At 64.3% G+C, this 16,402-nt stretch carries 9 protein-coding genes; 5 read left to right on the top strand and 4 right to left on the bottom strand.

Features of this window, described 5'->3' with window-relative positions:
• Positions 1-50 precede the first annotated feature (50 nt).
• Together mltA and C2L65_RS34955 are read right to left on the bottom strand one after the other, a co-directional pair.
• On the bottom strand, positions 51-1,850 hold the full coding sequence (gene mltA / locus C2L65_RS34950; RefSeq protein WP_052426854.1) for a murein transglycosylase A: 1,800 nt from the start codon (positions 1,848-1,850) through the stop codon (positions 51-53).
• Between the two features lie 41 nt (positions 1,851-1,891).
• Positions 1,892-3,967 (bottom strand): serine/threonine-protein kinase, encoded by a 2,076-nt coding sequence (locus C2L65_RS34955; RefSeq protein WP_052426853.1) that lies wholly within the window; start codon positions 3,965-3,967, stop codon positions 1,892-1,894.
• A 320-nt stretch (positions 3,968-4,287) separates the two neighbouring features.
• Here C2L65_RS34955 and C2L65_RS34960 point away from each other — a divergent pair, with 320 nt between their 5' ends.
• From C2L65_RS34960 to C2L65_RS34970, 3 genes are all read left to right on the top strand, one after another.
• Positions 4,288-6,429 (top strand): CHAT domain-containing protein, encoded by a 2,142-nt coding sequence (locus C2L65_RS34960; RefSeq protein WP_052426852.1) that lies wholly within the window; start codon positions 4,288-4,290, stop codon positions 6,427-6,429.
• An 8-nt stretch (positions 6,430-6,437) separates the two neighbouring features.
• Complete coding sequence (locus C2L65_RS34965; RefSeq protein WP_042306137.1) at positions 6,438-8,132, top strand: ShlB/FhaC/HecB family hemolysin secretion/activation protein; 1,695 nt, start codon at positions 6,438-6,440, stop codon at positions 8,130-8,132.
• 122 nt (positions 8,133-8,254) lie between these two features.
• Positions 8,255-12,484, top strand: coding sequence for a beta strand repeat-containing protein (locus C2L65_RS34970; protein WP_042306136.1), 4,230 nt, complete (start codon positions 8,255-8,257; stop codon positions 12,482-12,484).
• Between the two features lie 33 nt (positions 12,485-12,517).
• On the opposite strand, the gene C2L65_RS34975 is transcribed toward C2L65_RS34970, so the two are convergent.
• On the bottom strand, positions 12,518-13,312 hold the full coding sequence (locus C2L65_RS34975) for a PP2C family protein-serine/threonine phosphatase (RefSeq protein ID WP_042306135.1): 795 nt from the start codon (positions 13,310-13,312) through the stop codon (positions 12,518-12,520).
• Entirely contained in the window at positions 13,288-14,019 is a 732-nt protein-coding gene (locus C2L65_RS34980; RefSeq protein ID WP_042306248.1) for a hypothetical protein, read from the bottom strand. Before C2L65_RS34980 ends, C2L65_RS34975 begins: the two co-directional genes overlap by 25 nt.
• A 766-nt stretch (positions 14,020-14,785) precedes the next feature.
• Here C2L65_RS34980 and tssA point away from each other — a divergent pair.
• Positions 14,786-15,820, top strand: coding sequence for a type VI secretion system protein TssA (tssA, locus tag C2L65_RS34985; protein WP_042306134.1), 1,035 nt, complete (start codon positions 14,786-14,788; stop codon positions 15,818-15,820).
• A gap of 76 nt (positions 15,821-15,896) precedes the next feature.
• Positions 15,897-16,397: a type VI secretion system contractile sheath small subunit gene (gene tssB / locus C2L65_RS34990; protein WP_007740143.1), complete on the top strand. Its 501-nt coding sequence runs from the start codon at positions 15,897-15,899 to the stop codon at positions 16,395-16,397.
• The last annotated feature ends 5 nt before the right edge of the window (positions 16,398-16,402 follow it).

A 16,402-nucleotide genomic window follows, 5' to 3' on the forward strand; every position in this document is an offset into this window, starting at 1 on the left:
TTCCATTCGGCCTGTCATGTCGCGCCCCGGATCATTGGAGTCAAGCGCCCTCAAGGCGTATCGTCGACGCACAATTCGGGATCGCTGACCAGGCAATCGGCACTCGACGTCGGCGCGCCGCCGCCTCGCGTTTTCAGCGTCGCGTCCCGCGCGGCGATGGGCAGCCCTTTCGGCAACAGCACCCACATGCGGATGCGTTCCTTGGTTCGGCTCGCCTGCGCCTGCGCGCTTTGGCCAAAGCCGTAAAAATAGTCCGCTCTCACTGCGCCCTGAATGGCGCCGCCTGAGTCTTGCGCCATCATCAGGCGGTCGATTGCGCCGGGTGCTTGCGGATCGTCGCGCGTCGAGACGAACACCGGCGCGCCGAGCGGCGTCGTGCGCGGATCGACGGCGATGGAGCGGCCCGCCGACAACGCGACGCCCAGTGCGCCGACAGGCCCATTCGGCGAATCGGGAATGAGACGGAAGAACACGTAGCTCGGGTCCGAGATGGCGAACACACGCTTGACGGGGGCGTTGTTCGCCGTGGCGCCCGCGGCGACGTCGCCCGTCTTCGAAGCAACGGGGCCATTCGACGTTGCGCCTGCCATGTTGCCGCTGGCAGCGGGACGCACGGCGGGCGCCGATTCTTGTGGTGTCGCTGCCGCCAGCTTGAAACCGCGCAGCAGCGGCGACACCGGTTCGTCATCGTCCTGCGTGCGGGTGGCGGGCACGCCGCCCGTCGCATCGCCAGGTGTCGGTGAACCTGCCTGGCCGGCGCCGCCCGTCGGCGACTCGTCCTCGACGTCTATCTCGACGTCGATGCCACGCACGGTGATGCGCTGCCCGCTGCCGCTGTTCTTGCGCGCGACGGGCGGCTGGAACGGGCGGCCGTTCTGCTCCGCGTACGCGAAGCGGCGCACCGTGCCGTCACTCATGCGCACCTTGCCTGCTCCTTGCACCTGCATCGAGTACAGCATCACGGGGTCGTCGACGTAAGCGAGAATCGGCGCCTTGAGCGCACCGCGCTCGATCTCGGCACGCGTGTAGTACGGCACGATGCGGTCGCGATCGAGCCGCAAACGGATCTTCTTGTCCCGTATGTCTGGAACGCTGTCGCGCAGATCGAGCACGTAGACGCCCTTGGTGCTCCCCGGCGTGATGCCGGTGACGGGGATGACCATGCGGCCATCGATGCGCGCAGTGCTCGCCGTGCCGCGCGCGCTGTCGGGCAGGCGACGCGCATCGAGGTACAGCATATCGTCGGGGGTGCCGTAGACCGGGTAGAGGAAGGCGCCGCCGTACTGCCGGCTGCCATTCAGCAGCGGCTCGTAGTAGCCGGTCAGCGTGCCGTCGCCGCTCTTGTCGGTATTGCGGATCTGATAAGCGTTGAAATACGTCTCGAAGAACTGGCGGATCGCACCGACGTTGCGCGCATCGACCGAGCGTGACGCCGCGCACGGCTCTGACCAGCCGGCACGCGAGCCGAGTACCCCACAACTGCGTTTGAAAGCGTCCCATGAACTGCTGAGGTCGTCGGTGTTCCAGCCGGGCAGGTCAGCGAAGCGGGCCGATGCGTAGTACGCGTGACGGGTGGAGAAGGCGATGCTGCCGCTCGCGTTTGCAACCGGCGTGGTGTCGGCGGCGGATGTCGCAGGCGCCACCGTTGCGGGCATTTCGGATGCCGCTTGCGTCTGCGTGGACGGAAGCGGCGTTGCAGGTGCGGGCGACGGCATCTGTGACGACACTTGCGCCGCAGGTTGGGGCGACGGCGCGCCCGCCGGCCCGAAGGTCGTCGTCGAGGCGGGCTGGTTGCCAGCACAACCCGCGAGCGCCGCAACCACACAGAGCATCCAACGTACGTTGTGCATGCTGCCTCCTGCGCCCCATGCGTGGACGTCTACCTTGTCCGCTATGTCGATGACCCGACGACGTCGATCGTGAAAGTTGCCGCGCCGAACGTATCAGGACACTGGGTTGCGCTCGCTGTGCAGCGCGGCTTGCCGGCGAACGGCGAATAGCTGACTGTGCGGCGTATCGCGGCGGCGCGCTGCGCTTCCGCGGGAAAATCTGCGAACACCGATTCGCGCTGCAGCCCGCCGTCTGCAAAGTCGCGCGGCGCGGATGAGACCAGCACGAGAAAGTGGTTCGGGCCAGCCGGCGCGCCCGCCATCATCGGCCAGCTTGCGCGCGGCAACGACAGCGTCTGGCCGGCGGCGATCGCATTGTTCTTGTCGAGCTCGTTCGGAAACAGCATCAGATATTGTCCGGCGGGATCGACCATGAAGACGTACACATAGCCCGCGCGATTGCTGCCGACCCTGAATTGCAGATGATCCTTGCTGATGCGCGCGGTAGTGCTGCGCGTGTTGGCCTTGACGCTGATCGACGGGTCGGCAAGGGAGACGATCCGGTCGAGTTCGCCGCCGGGCGTGTAAGCCGGTAGCGCGGGCGCGGCGCTCGCTATCGTGTTCGTGGTCGTATCTGCGGCAGTGCTGACGGGGGCGCTTGCAGGCGGCGCTTGCGTGCCGGTGCTTGCCATCTGTGGCGTGGACGCAGCGGCCGGGGGCACGGGCTTCGCGTGCTCCGCTCCCGACGCCGTCGGATGGTTGCTGCCTGCAGTCACGGTGGCGGAGGGCGACGTGGCGATCGTCGAGGGCCGCATCGCGAACCAGCCTCCAAGCCCCGCCAGCCCGACGACGACGACCGCGCCAACCGCTATTGCCGTGGAGCGCCGGCTTGTCGTGCGCGACGCGCCGGCCGCCGTGGCACCGGGGCCGGAAGCTCCCAGGGCGTCACGGCTTGCCGTGCCCGGTCGAAGCGCGCCGCTCGCCTCGCGGGCCGCCACGCCACTGCTCGCGGCAGGCGCTGCCGTACGCGGCGAAGACAACGAGGCGGGCTCGTCATGGGTTCCGTCCTGAGCGCTCAATGCAAGGCCCAACTCCGCCGCGAACGCCTGCACGCTCTGCGGCCGCTCTTCGGGCCGCACTGCGAGCGCGTGATCGATAGCGCGCAGGAAGGTGAGCGAATAGCGACCTGACGCTTGCGTCTCGAGCGGCACGTAACTGTCACTCATCATCCGGCCTACCGAGGGCGGCGGCGTCTTGCCGACGATCGCGAAGTAGACGACGGCAGCGAGCGCATAGATGTCGGTCCACGGCCCCTGTTTCAGCGACGGGACTTCCGCATACTGTTCGACGGGGGCATAGCCGGGCTTCAGGATCACGGTCAGCGCCTGAGTCATATCGCCGATCACGCGCCGCGCCGCGCCGAAGTCGAGCAGCAGCGGACGCCCACTGTCCTTCAGCAGCAGGATATTGTCCGGCGCAATGTCGCGGTGGTAACACTGCGCGCGGTGCATCACGTCGAGCGCGCTGACGAGCGACGTCAGCAGCGTGCGCAGCCAGGCTTCGTCGGGAGGCGCGTTCTTCGCTCGCAGGGCGTCACGCAGCGTGACGCCTTCGTAGTACGGCATCACCATATACGCGGTGCTGTTCGCTTCCCAGAACCGGTAGACCTTGACGAGCGAATGATGATCGAACTGCGCGAGCAGGCGCGCTTCGTTGACGAAGCTTTTCAGGCCCGCGAGAAACGTTTCCTTGTGGCGCTCGGAGCGCACTGTGACTTCGGCGTTGCTGCCGCGCGAAGCCAGTGAGGATGGCATGTATTCCTTGAGCGCGACGTTGCGGCCCAATTGGGTGTCGTGAGCGAGATAGACGATGCCGAAGCCGCCTTCACCGATCAACCCCTTGATTTCGAACTCCGCGACCCGCATGCCGACAGACAGTGCGTGATGTGACTCTGCGCCCGCGAACGTTGACGGCGGCATGATGGTCGCGCTATCCGGGCCCGCTGGATCGACGCCCACCGGCTGGCTGTCGGGCTCGGGCTCGGGTGGGTGTGGCACGATTACCGTCTTGTCATCGGGGCTGGTCATCGGGACGGGATTCACAGGAAAGTCCAGTCGCGCGGCGCTGCGAACGAGCATGCGCCATCCCCACGCGCACGTGCGTGTATCAACAAGACGAATCACGCGGCCGTTTTTGAAGCGACGGCCTGCCGCCTCCCGGGCGGTTTTCAAAATACGCGTACACAATCGTTTCCTTAGAAAGAGTTGCAGGCATTTCTGGCGGCGCTCGCTCTGGCCCGCACACCCTCGCAGTCACAACGGCTCTCCGGTCGCGTCCATGGACCTTCCAGCAGGAAGACGATGTGAACGAACTCATAAGAATCCCGATGTCCTGCGTAGCGCGTACCGCGAGGCGTGCAGTGCAAAGGGGCACCACGCGCTTGCGTGTCAAGCCGCGCATGCTGGGCATCGCTGCGCTCATCGTCTGTGCAACCTTGGGCGCATGGGGCAACGCCTTCGCGGCCGCGCCAGCCGCGCCTGCCAGCGGCGCCGCGCCGGGCCTCGCGCCCGAATCCCAAGGCTTTCGACAGGCGACCGAGCGCGAACGCGATGCCGAAACGCTGCAGTCGTTGACCTCCGAGGGGCGTCTGCTGCTCTCGCGTGATCGGGTCACGCTGCCCGCCTACGACTATTGCAGCATGGCCGTATCGGCGGCCGAGCGCGGTGACTTCCGCGACAGCGTCGAGGCGGCCGCCCGCGCACTGGTGATAGCGCAGCGTACCGACAACGCCGATCTGGTCGCGCTGTCGAAACGCGACCTCGCGATCGCGTACAGCTACGCCGGCGATCTCGACGACGCCGAGAAATACGCACAGGAAGCGCTCGCCTCGACCCCGAAAGCACCCGAGCAGGTGTTTGCGCCCGCCAACAAGGTGCTGGGCGACATCGCGCTGCGCCGCGGCCATCCGCAAGATGCCATCGACGCCTACAACCGCGCGCTCGAAACGGCGTCACCGCGCTACCGTCCGCTGGTGCTGCTGTCGATCACGAACGCGCAGATCGCCGCCGGCGACACGGCCGGCGCGCGCAAGACCTTCAACGCCGCCAGTCCCGCGCCGAGCGCGGACCTCGCGCCGGAGTACCGGCGCATCGAGGGCAACCTGCTGCTTGCCGAAGGCAAGCCCCAGGACGCGCTGCTCGCGTTCACCACGCTGCTGTCGGAAAGCGGCGGCAGCGACGCGAACTACGACCGCCTGTGGGCACACGAAGGCATCGGCCGCGCCGACCTTGCACTCGGCCAGAGGGCGAGGGCGCGTGAATCCTATCTGCAGGCCGTGGACGATTCGGAGAAAATCCGCGCGCGCTTTCGCAGCGAAGAGTTCAAGACGGGCCTGTTCGGCGACACGCAGTCCGTGTTCGAAATGGCGATCACGCTGACGGTCGAAGTGGGCGACTATGCATCGGCGTGGAACCTGTCCGAGCGCAGCCGCGCGCGTGCGCTGCTCGATGTCGTGCGCAACCGCGTCGACGCCGGCGTGAACGACCGGCAACTGAACGGCGACGTGCCGGGTCTCGACACGGTGCGTAACGGATTGAAGCCAAACGAGACGCTCGTCGAATTTCACAACCTCGAGAAGTCGATCATCGTATGGGTGATCCGCAACGAAGGGCTGAAGGGTTATACGCTGCCCATCGCGCGCGCCGACATGGATGCCGCCGTCACCGATTTCCGCAATGCCATCGTGCGCCGCCGGCCAACCGCGATCACCTATGGCGACAAGCTCTACGCGCTGCTGATCGCGCCACTCGGATTGCTCGCCGACGACCGGCTGATCATCGTCCCGCACGGCGCGCTGCACTATCTGCCGTTCCAGGCGTTGCACGGCCCGGACGGCTTCCTGATCCAGCGCCATGCAATCGCGCTGGAGCCTTCGGCGAGCGTCGCGGTGCAACTCGCCTCGCGCGAGCTGAAGGTGGCGAGCAATCTCGTCGCATTCGGCAATCCGACGATCGCGCCCGCGTATGCGCTGCCCGGCGCCGAGGCGGAGGTTCGCGGCATCGCGCCGCTGTTTGCGCGCCAGGAAGTGTTTCTGCAATCCAGCGCGACGCGCGTGAGCTTCCGCGAGAATGCGCCTACGGGCCGGGTGCTCCATGTCGCCACCCACGCGGAGGCCGACACGATCGACCCGTTGCATTCGCGCATCCTGCTCGCGCCCGCGACACAGCCGGCTGACGGCCCCGACTCGCTGCTCGCGAAAGACATCTACAACCTGAAACTGAACAACGTGTCGCTCGTCACGTTGTCGGCGTGCGAGACGGGGCTTGGACGGATCGCGCGCGGCGACGAGATTCTCGGCTTCACGCGCGCCTTCTTCTATGCGGGCGCGACGAGCCTGATCGTGTCGATGTGGCCGGTGGCCGACGAATCAAGCGCACTGACCATGCGCACGTTTTACGCGCAGCTCGCCGACGGCCACGAAGCCATCGACGCGATGCGGACCGCGCAACTCGCGGTGATGCAGAACTCACGCTTTGCACATCCGTTCTTCTGGGCACCATTCGACCTGATGGGAGGCTGGCGCCTGAGCATTGCGCGCTAAGAAGAACAATGAACAAACTCCGACTGATTGCCGCAGCGATGGCGTGCAGCGGGACGATCGCGTGGGGCCAGACGCTGCCTGGCGGCCAGACGCTGCCGAATGCCGGCAGCATCCTTCAGCAGACCGCGCCGCGCGACACGCGCCCGGCGCCGCCGGGTGGTGCGCTAGCGCTACCCGCCGTGCCGCAAGCGGGCGCGCCACCTGTCACGGCACCCGGTCCGACGTTCGTGCTCAAGGGCATCACCTTCAAGGGCAACGACACCATTCCGTCCGACGAACTGCTTGCGCCTGTGCGCGACCAGATCGGCAAGCAGATCGGCTTTGCGGATCTCGAAACGATTGCCGCCAAGGTGACGCAGGTTTATCGCGCGCGAGGCTATCTGCTCGCCCAGGTGGTGATTCCGCAGCAGGACGTGAGCGCGGGCACGGTCGAATTCTCCGTGCTCGAAGGACGTGTCGGCCATGTGCGGCTCGATATCGCGGCGGGCACGCCGATCCGCGAAGACCTGGTGCGCGCGCGCGTCGCGCAGATTCCGACCGGCCAGCCGCTGCAGCAGCACGATCTCGAACGCACGATGCTGCTGCTGTCGGACCTGCCGGGTATCGTCGTGACCTCGGCAATCGAAACGGGCGACGAGCCGGGCACGGTCGATCTGACGATCAGCGTCGCGCCCGCCAAACGCTGGACCTTTGCCGTCGACTTCGACAACTACGGCGCGCCTTCGAGCGGCACCTGGCGTCTGGGCGCGCTGGCGCGGCTGAACTCGCCGTTCATGATCGGCGACAACCTCGACTTGCGGATTCTCGCCAGCGAGCGGCTCGATACCGTGTATGGCCGCATCGGCTACGAGGCGCCCGTGAATGCGTATGGCACGCGCGTGGGTGTCGCGCTGTCGCGGCTCAACTATGCGCTCGGCAAGGACTTCGCGTCACTCGACGCGCAGGGTGAGGCGACCGTCGCCGATCTGACGGTGACCCATCCACTGCTGCGTACCCGCAACCAGAACCTGCTGGCTCGCGCGAACCTCGAGTATCGCGACCTCATCGACAACATCGGCGTGGTGGACCTGCACAATCCGCGCTCGCTGATCGAGGGCAGCGTCGGTCTCAGCTATGAAAGCCGTGACGCGTTGCTGGGCGGCGGCTTCAATAGCGCGGACGTGGAGTTCCTGATCGGCAGCCTGCATTTCAGGAACGCGGCGGCCGAGGAACTCGATGCGTCCGCGTTTGGGCGCAACACGCATGGCACGGAAGTGCGCGCGACGTTCTTCGCGAACCGCCTGAATTCGGTGACGGAACGTTTCAGCATGTTCGCGGGCATATCCGGCCAGTGGGCCGGCACGACGCTCGACAACTCGTCGCGCTTTCTGCTGGGCGGGCCGCATGCGGTGCGCGCCTACTCGCCGTCCGAAGGGCTCGTCGACGAGGGCTTCGTGGCGACGGTCGAAGGACGGTACGCGATCAATGCGAAGGCGACGGTGTTCGGCTTCTTCGACTTCGGCACCGGCTGGTACAACGCGAACTCGCGACCGGACCAGGGGCCGAACATGATCACGCGCAGCGGCGTCGGCTTTGGCGCGTACTGGGTGGCGCCGGGTGGCATCGCGCTGCAAGGCACGGTCGCCTGGCGCACGACGGGTTCGGACACCAGCGGCGACGACAAGGTGCCGCGTTTTTATGTGCAGTTGACCAAGACGTTCTAGTTGTTCTGAAGACGCCCGACTTCCCGCTTCAGTTCGCAGACGTTGCGCAAGCGGCAAGGGTGGCGCACGCGGGATGGCGGAGTGGTGGTTGAGCCGGGCTCTGTCCGGCGCGGAGGTTTGCCATGAACAAACCATGCATTGTGCCGTTGCGGGTTGCCGGCACGATCGTCTGTGCGGCGGCGATGCTGCTTGCCGGGTCATACATGTCGTCGCTGCTTGCGAACCCGACGGGTGCGCAGGTGGTGTCGGGTACGGTGAGCGTCAATGCGCCCGCTGCCGGGCAGATGAATATCACGCAGAAAACGCCCAAGGCGATCGTCAACTGGAACACCTTCTCGATCGGCGCGAACGAAGGCGTGACGATTGCCCAGCCGTCGGCCGGGGCGGCGCTGCTCAACCGCGTGATGGGCAACGATCCCAGCGTGATTGCAGGGCGGCTGCAGGCCAACGGCAAGGTGTTTCTCGTCAACCCCGCTGGCGTGATCTTCGCTCCCGGTTCATCGGTGAATGTCGGCTCGTTGGTCGCGTCGACGCTGAATATTTCGAACGCCGATTTTCTCGCTGGCAACTATCGCTTCGTCGGTACGTCCGTCGCGCCCGTCAGCAACGCCGGAACGCTGACTGCCGGGACGGGCGGCACGATTGCACTGCTCGGCGGCAGCGTGAGCAATTCGGGTACGGTGAGCGCGCGGCTCGGTACGGTCGCAATCGGTGCGGGCAACGACATCACGCTGGACTTTGCGGGCGACGGGCTGACCACGCTGAAAATAAACCAGGGGGCGGCCAATGCGCTGATCGGCAACACAGGCACGCTCGCCTCCGATGGCGGGATGGTAGTGATGAGCGCGCAGACGGCCGATGCGCTGGCGGGCACCGTGATCAACCAGCAGGGAATCATACGTGCGCAAAGCGTCGCCGAGCGCAACGGGCACATCGTGCTCGATGGTGGCACGAGCGGTGTCGCGTCGGTCGGCGGCACGCTCGATGCGACGGGTGGCGCGGGCCTGACAGGTGGCCGGATCGACGTGACAGGCTACAACCTTGCGCTCGTCGACGGCGCGCGGGTCGATGCGAGCGGTGCGGCGGGCGGCGGCACGGTGCGCTTTGGCGGCGGTGCGGCCGGGCAGGACCCGACCATTCGCAACGCCAACGCGCTGTGGATGTCGCCAACGGCAAGCATTCATGCCGATGCGCTGACCAATGGACCTGGCGGAAATGTGGTCGCGTTCAGCGAAACGGCGAGCCGGATCTACGGCACGCTTTCTGCGAGGGGCGGGGCGCAGGGCGGCAACGGCGGCTTGATCGAAACATCGGGTCACTATCTCGACATCACCCGCGCGACCATCGACGCTTCCGCACCCAAGGGGAAAGGCGGGACGTGGAAGATCGATCCCGACAATATCGCCATCGTGGCGGCGGCATCGGGAACACCGGCGACCGAGACGCCGCCGAGCAATGGATCACCGGCCATTTTCACGCCTGCGGGCACGGACAGCGAGGTGGTCAATTCCCTGATCACCGACCAGCTGAATCAGGGCGTCTCCGTGACGATCACGACGGTCGGCTCGACACCCACCAACTTTTCATTGGGCGACATCAACATTCAGGCGCCGATCATCGCGGCGACACCGGCAAGTCCGACCACCATCCCAACCCTGACGCTGACCGCGCTCGGTTCGATCGTCGACAACGGCCAACCCATCATGTCGACCTTGGGGCCGCTCAATATCGCGCTCAATGGGAACGTGGGCGGAACGAATGCCTTCAGTTCCGTCTCGATCAGCAACACGACGGTGACGACCAATGGCGGTAGCCTCACAGTCAACGCGGCCGGGTCAAGCCCCGTCATCATCAACAACTCGACGGTCGATACCGGCGGCGGCGCGCTCACGCTCATCGGTACGACGACGCAGGCGGAAGACACGGGCGTCAATATCTTCGGCAGTCTGCTCACCAGCGGTGCCGGTGCGACGACGGTAACGGGCAACGCCACCGGCGGCGGAGGCAGTGAAGGCGTTAGTCTATCGAACAGCTCGGTCACTACCACGACGGGCAGTATCAGCATCAACGGGAACGCGCCCGGCGACTTCGGCAATGGCGTCCGGATCTCGGGCGGCTTCACACCTGCCGGCGGAACCGTGGCCGGTCCTGCCGTCAGCAGCTCGGGCGGTGCGATTGGGATTACGGGCAACGCACCGGCGAATGGGGCGCTGGGGCTTTTCGTGTCCGACACGTCGGTGTCGAACACGACAGGTTCGATCAACCTGTCCGGCAGCGTCACCGGCGATACCGTGACATTTGTCGACGGCGTTCAGTTATTCAACGCGAACGTGAGCACGACCAGCGGCAATATCGGCATCACGGGCACGGTATCGTCGGCGCTCAGCAACAGCTTCGCGCTCGACCTGCACAGTACGTCGGTCCAGTCGACGAGCGGCAATATCCAGTTGATCGGGCAAACTGTCGGGGTCCCGTCCAATGCGTCGGTGCTTGGCGTCATTTTCGAGAACAGCATTTGCGAATGCACGCCGGGTGCGGTCTCGTCCGTCACGACGGGCAGCGGCACCATGAGCATCTACGGCAACGGCACGGGTCCGTTGACCAATGGCGTGCAGATCACTGACGGAACGCAGATCGTTTCGAACAATGGCGGTCTCATTGATATTCGCGGCACCGTGAGCGGACCGTCGGGTGTCAGCAGCCCGAACCTGCCGGGCGATGTCGGCGTGCTGATCGCCAATGGCGACATCAAGGCAACGGGGCAAACGGGCTCGATCCAGATAGCCGGTTCGACCAACACGGCCGACCCTGGCCTCGCGATCGGCGTGCCGCCATTCTCGGGAGGCGGCACGGCGCTCGTCGGCGCTGCGCTGCTGGCCGACCCCACCGTCACGACGGCGCACCCTGGCTCCATCGTGTTGCGCGCGTCGAATGACGGCACCACCAGCAGTCTGTTCATCAGTAACTCGACGTTGTCGTCGCCCGGCGGCACGTTGTCGATCATGCCCGCGACGGTCGATCCGAACACGTTCGCGATCGTCGCGCAGAACGCGACACCGATTACGCTGTTCGGCACAGGCGGTCTGAGCATCGACGCGGCGACGTTCTCGACGTTCTCTTCGATCCCGAACATCGTGCTAGGTTCGACCACGCAGACGGGACTCATCACGGTGAACGGCGTGTGCGCATCGGACAGCTCGGTCTGCGTGCTGACACGCCCGGGCCTCTTGAACAATCTGACGCTGTCCAATCCGGGATCGGGCAGCCAGGGCATTACGCTTCCATTTGGCCTTTCGACGCCCGGCCAAACGCTCACGCTCGTTTCCGGCGGTCCCGTCACCGACCCGGGCGGCATCCAGGCGGCGAGCCTGCTGCTTTCGGGGCCCGGCACTTTCACGCTGACCGATCCGCAAAACGACGTCGGCGTGCTGGCGATGGTCAACGCGGGCAACGTGAACTTTACGAACTCGCACGGCTTCATCATCGGTCCGGTGGTCAGCCAGACATTCAATTCCGACACGAGCCAGTTGACCACCCTCGATGGCACCAACTCAACGTTGACGGGAAACCTAATCGCTCAGGCCACGACGGGCAATATCGGGCTGGGCGGTCCGGGCACCAGCCTGAGCGCGGCCGGCACGATCGATCTGGTCATGGAAAGCGGTCTGTTCAACGCGGCGGGTTCCGGCACGATCGTTGCCGACAACGGCTGGCGGATCTGGGCGAGCACATGGGTGGGCGAGACGCGCGGCAACGTCCAGCCCAATACCGCGCAGCCCAATTTCTATGGCTGCGTATTCGGTGCTGGTTGCAGTTGGGGCGGTACGGTGCCGACCACTGGCAATCACTACGTCTATATCGCAAGACCAACCGTGACGGTAACCGCCGATGGCAAGACGCGCATTGCCGGCGCACCCAATCCGGTGTTCACGTTCACCGCCAGCGGTCTGCTCAATGGCGACACCGCCGCCGGCGCGCTGACGGGCACGCTAACGTCGCCCGCCAATCAAAATTCACCGCCGGGGAAGTATCCGATCCTTTCAAACCTCGGGTCGAACGTCGGCTATATCGTGATCGAGGTACCGGGCACGCTGACGGTGACACAGTTGATCGATCCTGTTTCGCAAGCCGGCTTGCAGCAGTTCTTCAGCAACCAGGAGCAAACCTTCGTCTACGAGAACAACCTGCAGGGCACCAACATCTGTATCGGTTCGAATCAGCCGCTCTTCACCACCGCGCCGCCGGGGGACACTCAGGACATCCTCGCTGTCGAATGGAAGCGCGTGCGATCGCAACCCAATCTGAACAGCTGCATGTTGCTGAACGGTCAACATGGATGCGGAGACTTCTAGCGTTATCGTGCGCGATTCAGGCAGGCGGCGCATTCATGAAGGCGCCACCTGCAGCACCGTAGACTGAGTGTCGTCCGGATCGTCGATCCACACGGCCAGTGCGCTGAAGTTATCGTGGCTGGCGGGCGCGATCTTGCGCACGCGCGCAGCCAGCGCGCCCAGCCATGCGTCGGGGGTCGCGGCTTCGCCAAGCGTCTCGCTCATGTAAGTCTCGTCGACGTACTCCCACAGCCCATCGCTGCAAAGCAGGAAAGCATCGCGATCGAGCAGGCCGAACGTGCCGTCGAAGCCGACGATATCCAGATCGCCAGCTGTGCCCAGCGCGGCGATCAATACGTTGCGGCGCGGATGATGGCGCGCCTGCTCAGGCGTGATCAGGCGCGCGTCGACCATCTCCTGAACGAGGCTATGGTCGCGCGTTTGCACGCTGATGTGCCCGCCACGAAAACAATACAGCCGTGAATCGCCGCAGTGGGCCCACGCCGCCGTGCGTAGTTCGCAGTCGATCGCAAGCAGCACGACGGTCGAGCGCATGTCTTTCAGCGCGGCGTCGCCACGTGCCTGTTCTTCCAGGATATTTGCGTTCGCGTGGCCGATCGCTTTGACGAGGCGTTGACCCGTCGGCGGCAACTCGGCGACCGTCAGGTAGCGCAGATCCGCGAGCACGCTATTGACGACGATCGCCGATGCCGTATCGCCGCCGCCGTGTCCGCCCGCACCGTCGGCGAGCACGCAATAGTAGAGGCGCTCGCTCGACCAGTCGCCCAGCGCGTCCTCGTTGCGCTTTCGGCCGCCCGGGTCGCTCAGGCTTGCTGTGGCAAGTTGCACAGGAAGCCTCTGCTCGGATCGGGTTCAACTGCCGGGGCACGCGACTGTTCGGAGAGAATGCCCAGAACGAACAGGATCGCGACGCGATTCTCCGCGGCGATGTCGATGCCAAGCGTGTGCTGGATCCACTCGCCGATGCTGGTCGCCGCGAAATCGGCCGGCAGGGAGCCTTTTCTCAAGGTCACGCCGAGCTTGCGGGCGCGATAGTGATAGGACGCAATCCGATAGCGTGCGGCGATCCGCGACAGCCCGCCCTTTTCGTTCGACAGCCAGCCCAGACTGCCCGCCAGCAGCAACTGGTCGAACTCGTCGATCCCCGCGATGAAACGCGCTGCGGACTCCCGCACGGTTCGCTCGTCCAGACCGTACTGGGCCAGCACCGAGCCGACAGGATCGCTTTGCACGGCGGCTTGCTGCTCGACCTCGGCTAGCACGTCGTCATCGTCGAACGAGACGTTGCGTTGATGGCCGGCGTTGCGCAGGCAGTCGATCAGATAGCGGCGGAAGTACGCGCACACGGCATGACCGTTCGATGGCGCGCTATGCAGCGGGAAAGCTTCCGGGTGCGCATGCGCGGCTTCGAGCCGGAAGACCTTGAAGTAGATGAACTGGGAAATGAGTTCTTCCTTGTCTTCGCCCAACGCCTGCAACTCGAACGGATGATATCCCTGCAATGCGCGGCGCACGACCGTATAGATCGATGCCATCTCGTCCTGATTGAGGCAGGTGCGCCTCTGCCACAGGTCCGACAACGCACTGTCGCAGACGCTATCGGCCGACCGTGCGCTTTCAATGTGTGTCACATGTCACCCCGCATGATGAGCACAGCGTCACGCTGTGCAGATTTGAGTACCCGATGTGCGTCTGTTCGATTGGAGCAGGGGAAACCGGAATGCGGATACGACTGTCAGCTCACTGTTGTCGAGCGTGACTCAAAGAGACAGTTATTCACTGCGAAACTGCGCAAGGCAATGCTCTAGGTATTGCACATCAGACAACAAAACCTATATGAGGGTTTACCTTGCCGCATTCCCTGGCGCGACTTTTTCAATTTCATAAAGCTGAAACGTTTGGTGATGGCAATCACGTTGATTGGTGAGTAATTTGTTATCAATGTATAGACGATGATGCATTCCGATCGATGAGCAAAAGGCCGCAGACTACGTACATCTTGCGTTTTTTTCAGGTGTTTAGAAACTGTTATTTCAATCGGATTTGCGGGTCGTTCCTTTCAAGTTTGTGACCACGGCGGCGCTCCTTTTCTTTTAAATATTGCGTGCTATGCTCATATCGGTCTGTTGTGAAATGTTCGTAGAGGAACACTGCGGCATCGCATATTTTTATCGGGATTCCAAATTTGATTTGTTGTAAATCGGTTTGAGGAAGACCGGATTCGGAAGTTAACGTGGCGTGACGCGTCGCGAGGCGTGGGCACGCTAAAACTATTCGTTTCAGACTGAAGCCGACACAACAATGGCCACGCTCGATGCCGGGGTACTGCTCGCCGAAATATCGCCTGACAGTCCCTGCGGGGACGATGTCGAATACGACCCGACGTTTCTCGAACTCGAACAGGTCGTGCATGGCAAACCGGAAGTCCAGTATGGCGACACCGTAGTCGCCGCCACACCGCCTGACTGGAAAGCAGCCCAGGCCCTTGCGCTCGAACTGTTCAACAAAAGCCGTGACTTGCGCGTCGCTGCGCATCTTGCGCGCGCGCTCCTGAACCGCCAGGGCTTCACCGGTCTCGCCGAAGGAATGGCGTTGATCGAAGGCCTGCTCGAGCGGCATTGGGATCACGTCTACCCGCAACTCGACCCTGACGACGACAACGATCCAACGGCGCGTATCAATGCGCTCGCCGTACTTGTCGAACAGTCGGGGATGTTGCTCGACGTGCGCGATACAGCGCTTGCCGCGTCGCGCACCCACGGCATCGTCAGGCTGCGTGATATCGAATATGCGACGGGAGAAACGCCCGTACCCGATGGCGTCGAACCGCCATCGCTCGCCTCGATCGACGCGGCCATCGCCGACGTGCGAGACGAAGCGGCGACTACGCACGCCGCGTTGCTCTCAGCGCGCCAAAGCAACACCCGGATTGAAACGCTGTTGACGGAGCGCGTTGGCGCAGCCCAGGCGATCGACCTGTCTCCACTGTCGCGTCTGTTGCAACAGGCGGCGGGCTTCCTTGGCGAGCGGGTCAGCGACGCCAATGAGCAGACAGCAGGCGAAGCGCCAGCCGGCGAGGGCGGGGATGATGCACCCGCCGCCCCGGGCGGGGCAACGCGTGCGGCGCCAAGTGGAGAAGTCAACAGCCGGCAGGACGTCATCCGCCTGCTGGACAAGATCTGCGCGTATTACGAACAGCACGAGCCGTCGAGTCCGGTGCCGTTGTTGCTGACCCGGGCGCGCCGTCTGGTGGACAAGAGCTTCATTGAAATATTGCAGGACCTCGCGCCGGAAGGTCTCGGTCAGGCCCGGCAGGTTGGCGGTATCGAAGAATAGTCGTCGGGGAGTTGCTCATCGTAACTGATACGCTGCTCCGCCTCTCGACGGTGCAGCTTCAACCAGGGGAACTGTCGTGGCCAAGGAAAGCAGTCAGAAATTCATTGCACGCAATCGCGCGCCGCGCGTGCAGATCGAGTATGACGTCGAGGTTTATGGCTCGGAGAAGAAGGTGAATCTGCCCTTCGTGATGGGCGTGATGGCCGATCTCTCCGGACAGCCGGCGGACCCGCTCGCGCCGGTTGCGGACCGCAAGTTTCTGGAAATCGACGTCGACAACTTCGATGAGCGCTTGAAGTCGATGAAGCCGCGCGTCGCAGTCCAGGTGCCGAACATGTTGACGGGTGAAGGCAATATGGCCGTCGACATGACCTTCGAGAGCATGGACGACTTCTCGCCTGCCGCAGTCGCACGCAAGGTCGACGCGCTGTCGAAGCTGCTGGAGGCACGCGGCCAGTTGCAGAACCTCTTGACTTACATGGACGGCAAGACGGGCGCCGAGGAATTGATTGCGAAGGTGCTGAACGACCCGGCTTTGCTGCAATCGCTCGCATCCGCGCCGAAGCCACAGGAATAAGCGCG

It is taken from the genome of Paraburkholderia terrae, from assembly GCF_002902925.1.
In the GTDB taxonomy this organism is placed as follows: domain Bacteria; phylum Pseudomonadota; class Gammaproteobacteria; order Burkholderiales; family Burkholderiaceae; genus Paraburkholderia; species Paraburkholderia terrae.

Excerpts from the sequence above, each read along its gene's own strand:
- C2L65_RS34965 (WP_042306137.1), top strand. The coding sequence starts at position 6,438 with ATGAACAAACTCCGACTGATTGCCGCAGCGATGGCGTGCAGCGGGACG.
- tssA (WP_042306134.1), top strand. The coding sequence starts at position 14,786 with ATGGCCACGCTCGATGCCGGGGTACTGCTCGCCGAAATATCGCCTGAC.
- C2L65_RS34960 (WP_052426852.1), top strand. The coding sequence starts at position 4,288 with ATGCTGGGCATCGCTGCGCTCATCGTCTGTGCAACCTTGGGCGCATGG.
- mltA (WP_052426854.1), bottom strand. The coding sequence starts at position 1,850 with ATGCACAACGTACGTTGGATGCTCTGTGTGGTTGCGGCGCTCGCGGGT.
- C2L65_RS34955 (WP_052426853.1), bottom strand. The coding sequence starts at position 3,967 with ATGCTCGTTCGCAGCGCCGCGCGACTGGACTTTCCTGTGAATCCCGTC.
- C2L65_RS34980 (WP_042306248.1), bottom strand. The coding sequence starts at position 14,019 with ATGGCATCGATCTATACGGTCGTGCGCCGCGCATTGCAGGGATATCAT.
- C2L65_RS34970 (WP_042306136.1), top strand. The coding sequence starts at position 8,255 with ATGAACAAACCATGCATTGTGCCGTTGCGGGTTGCCGGCACGATCGTC.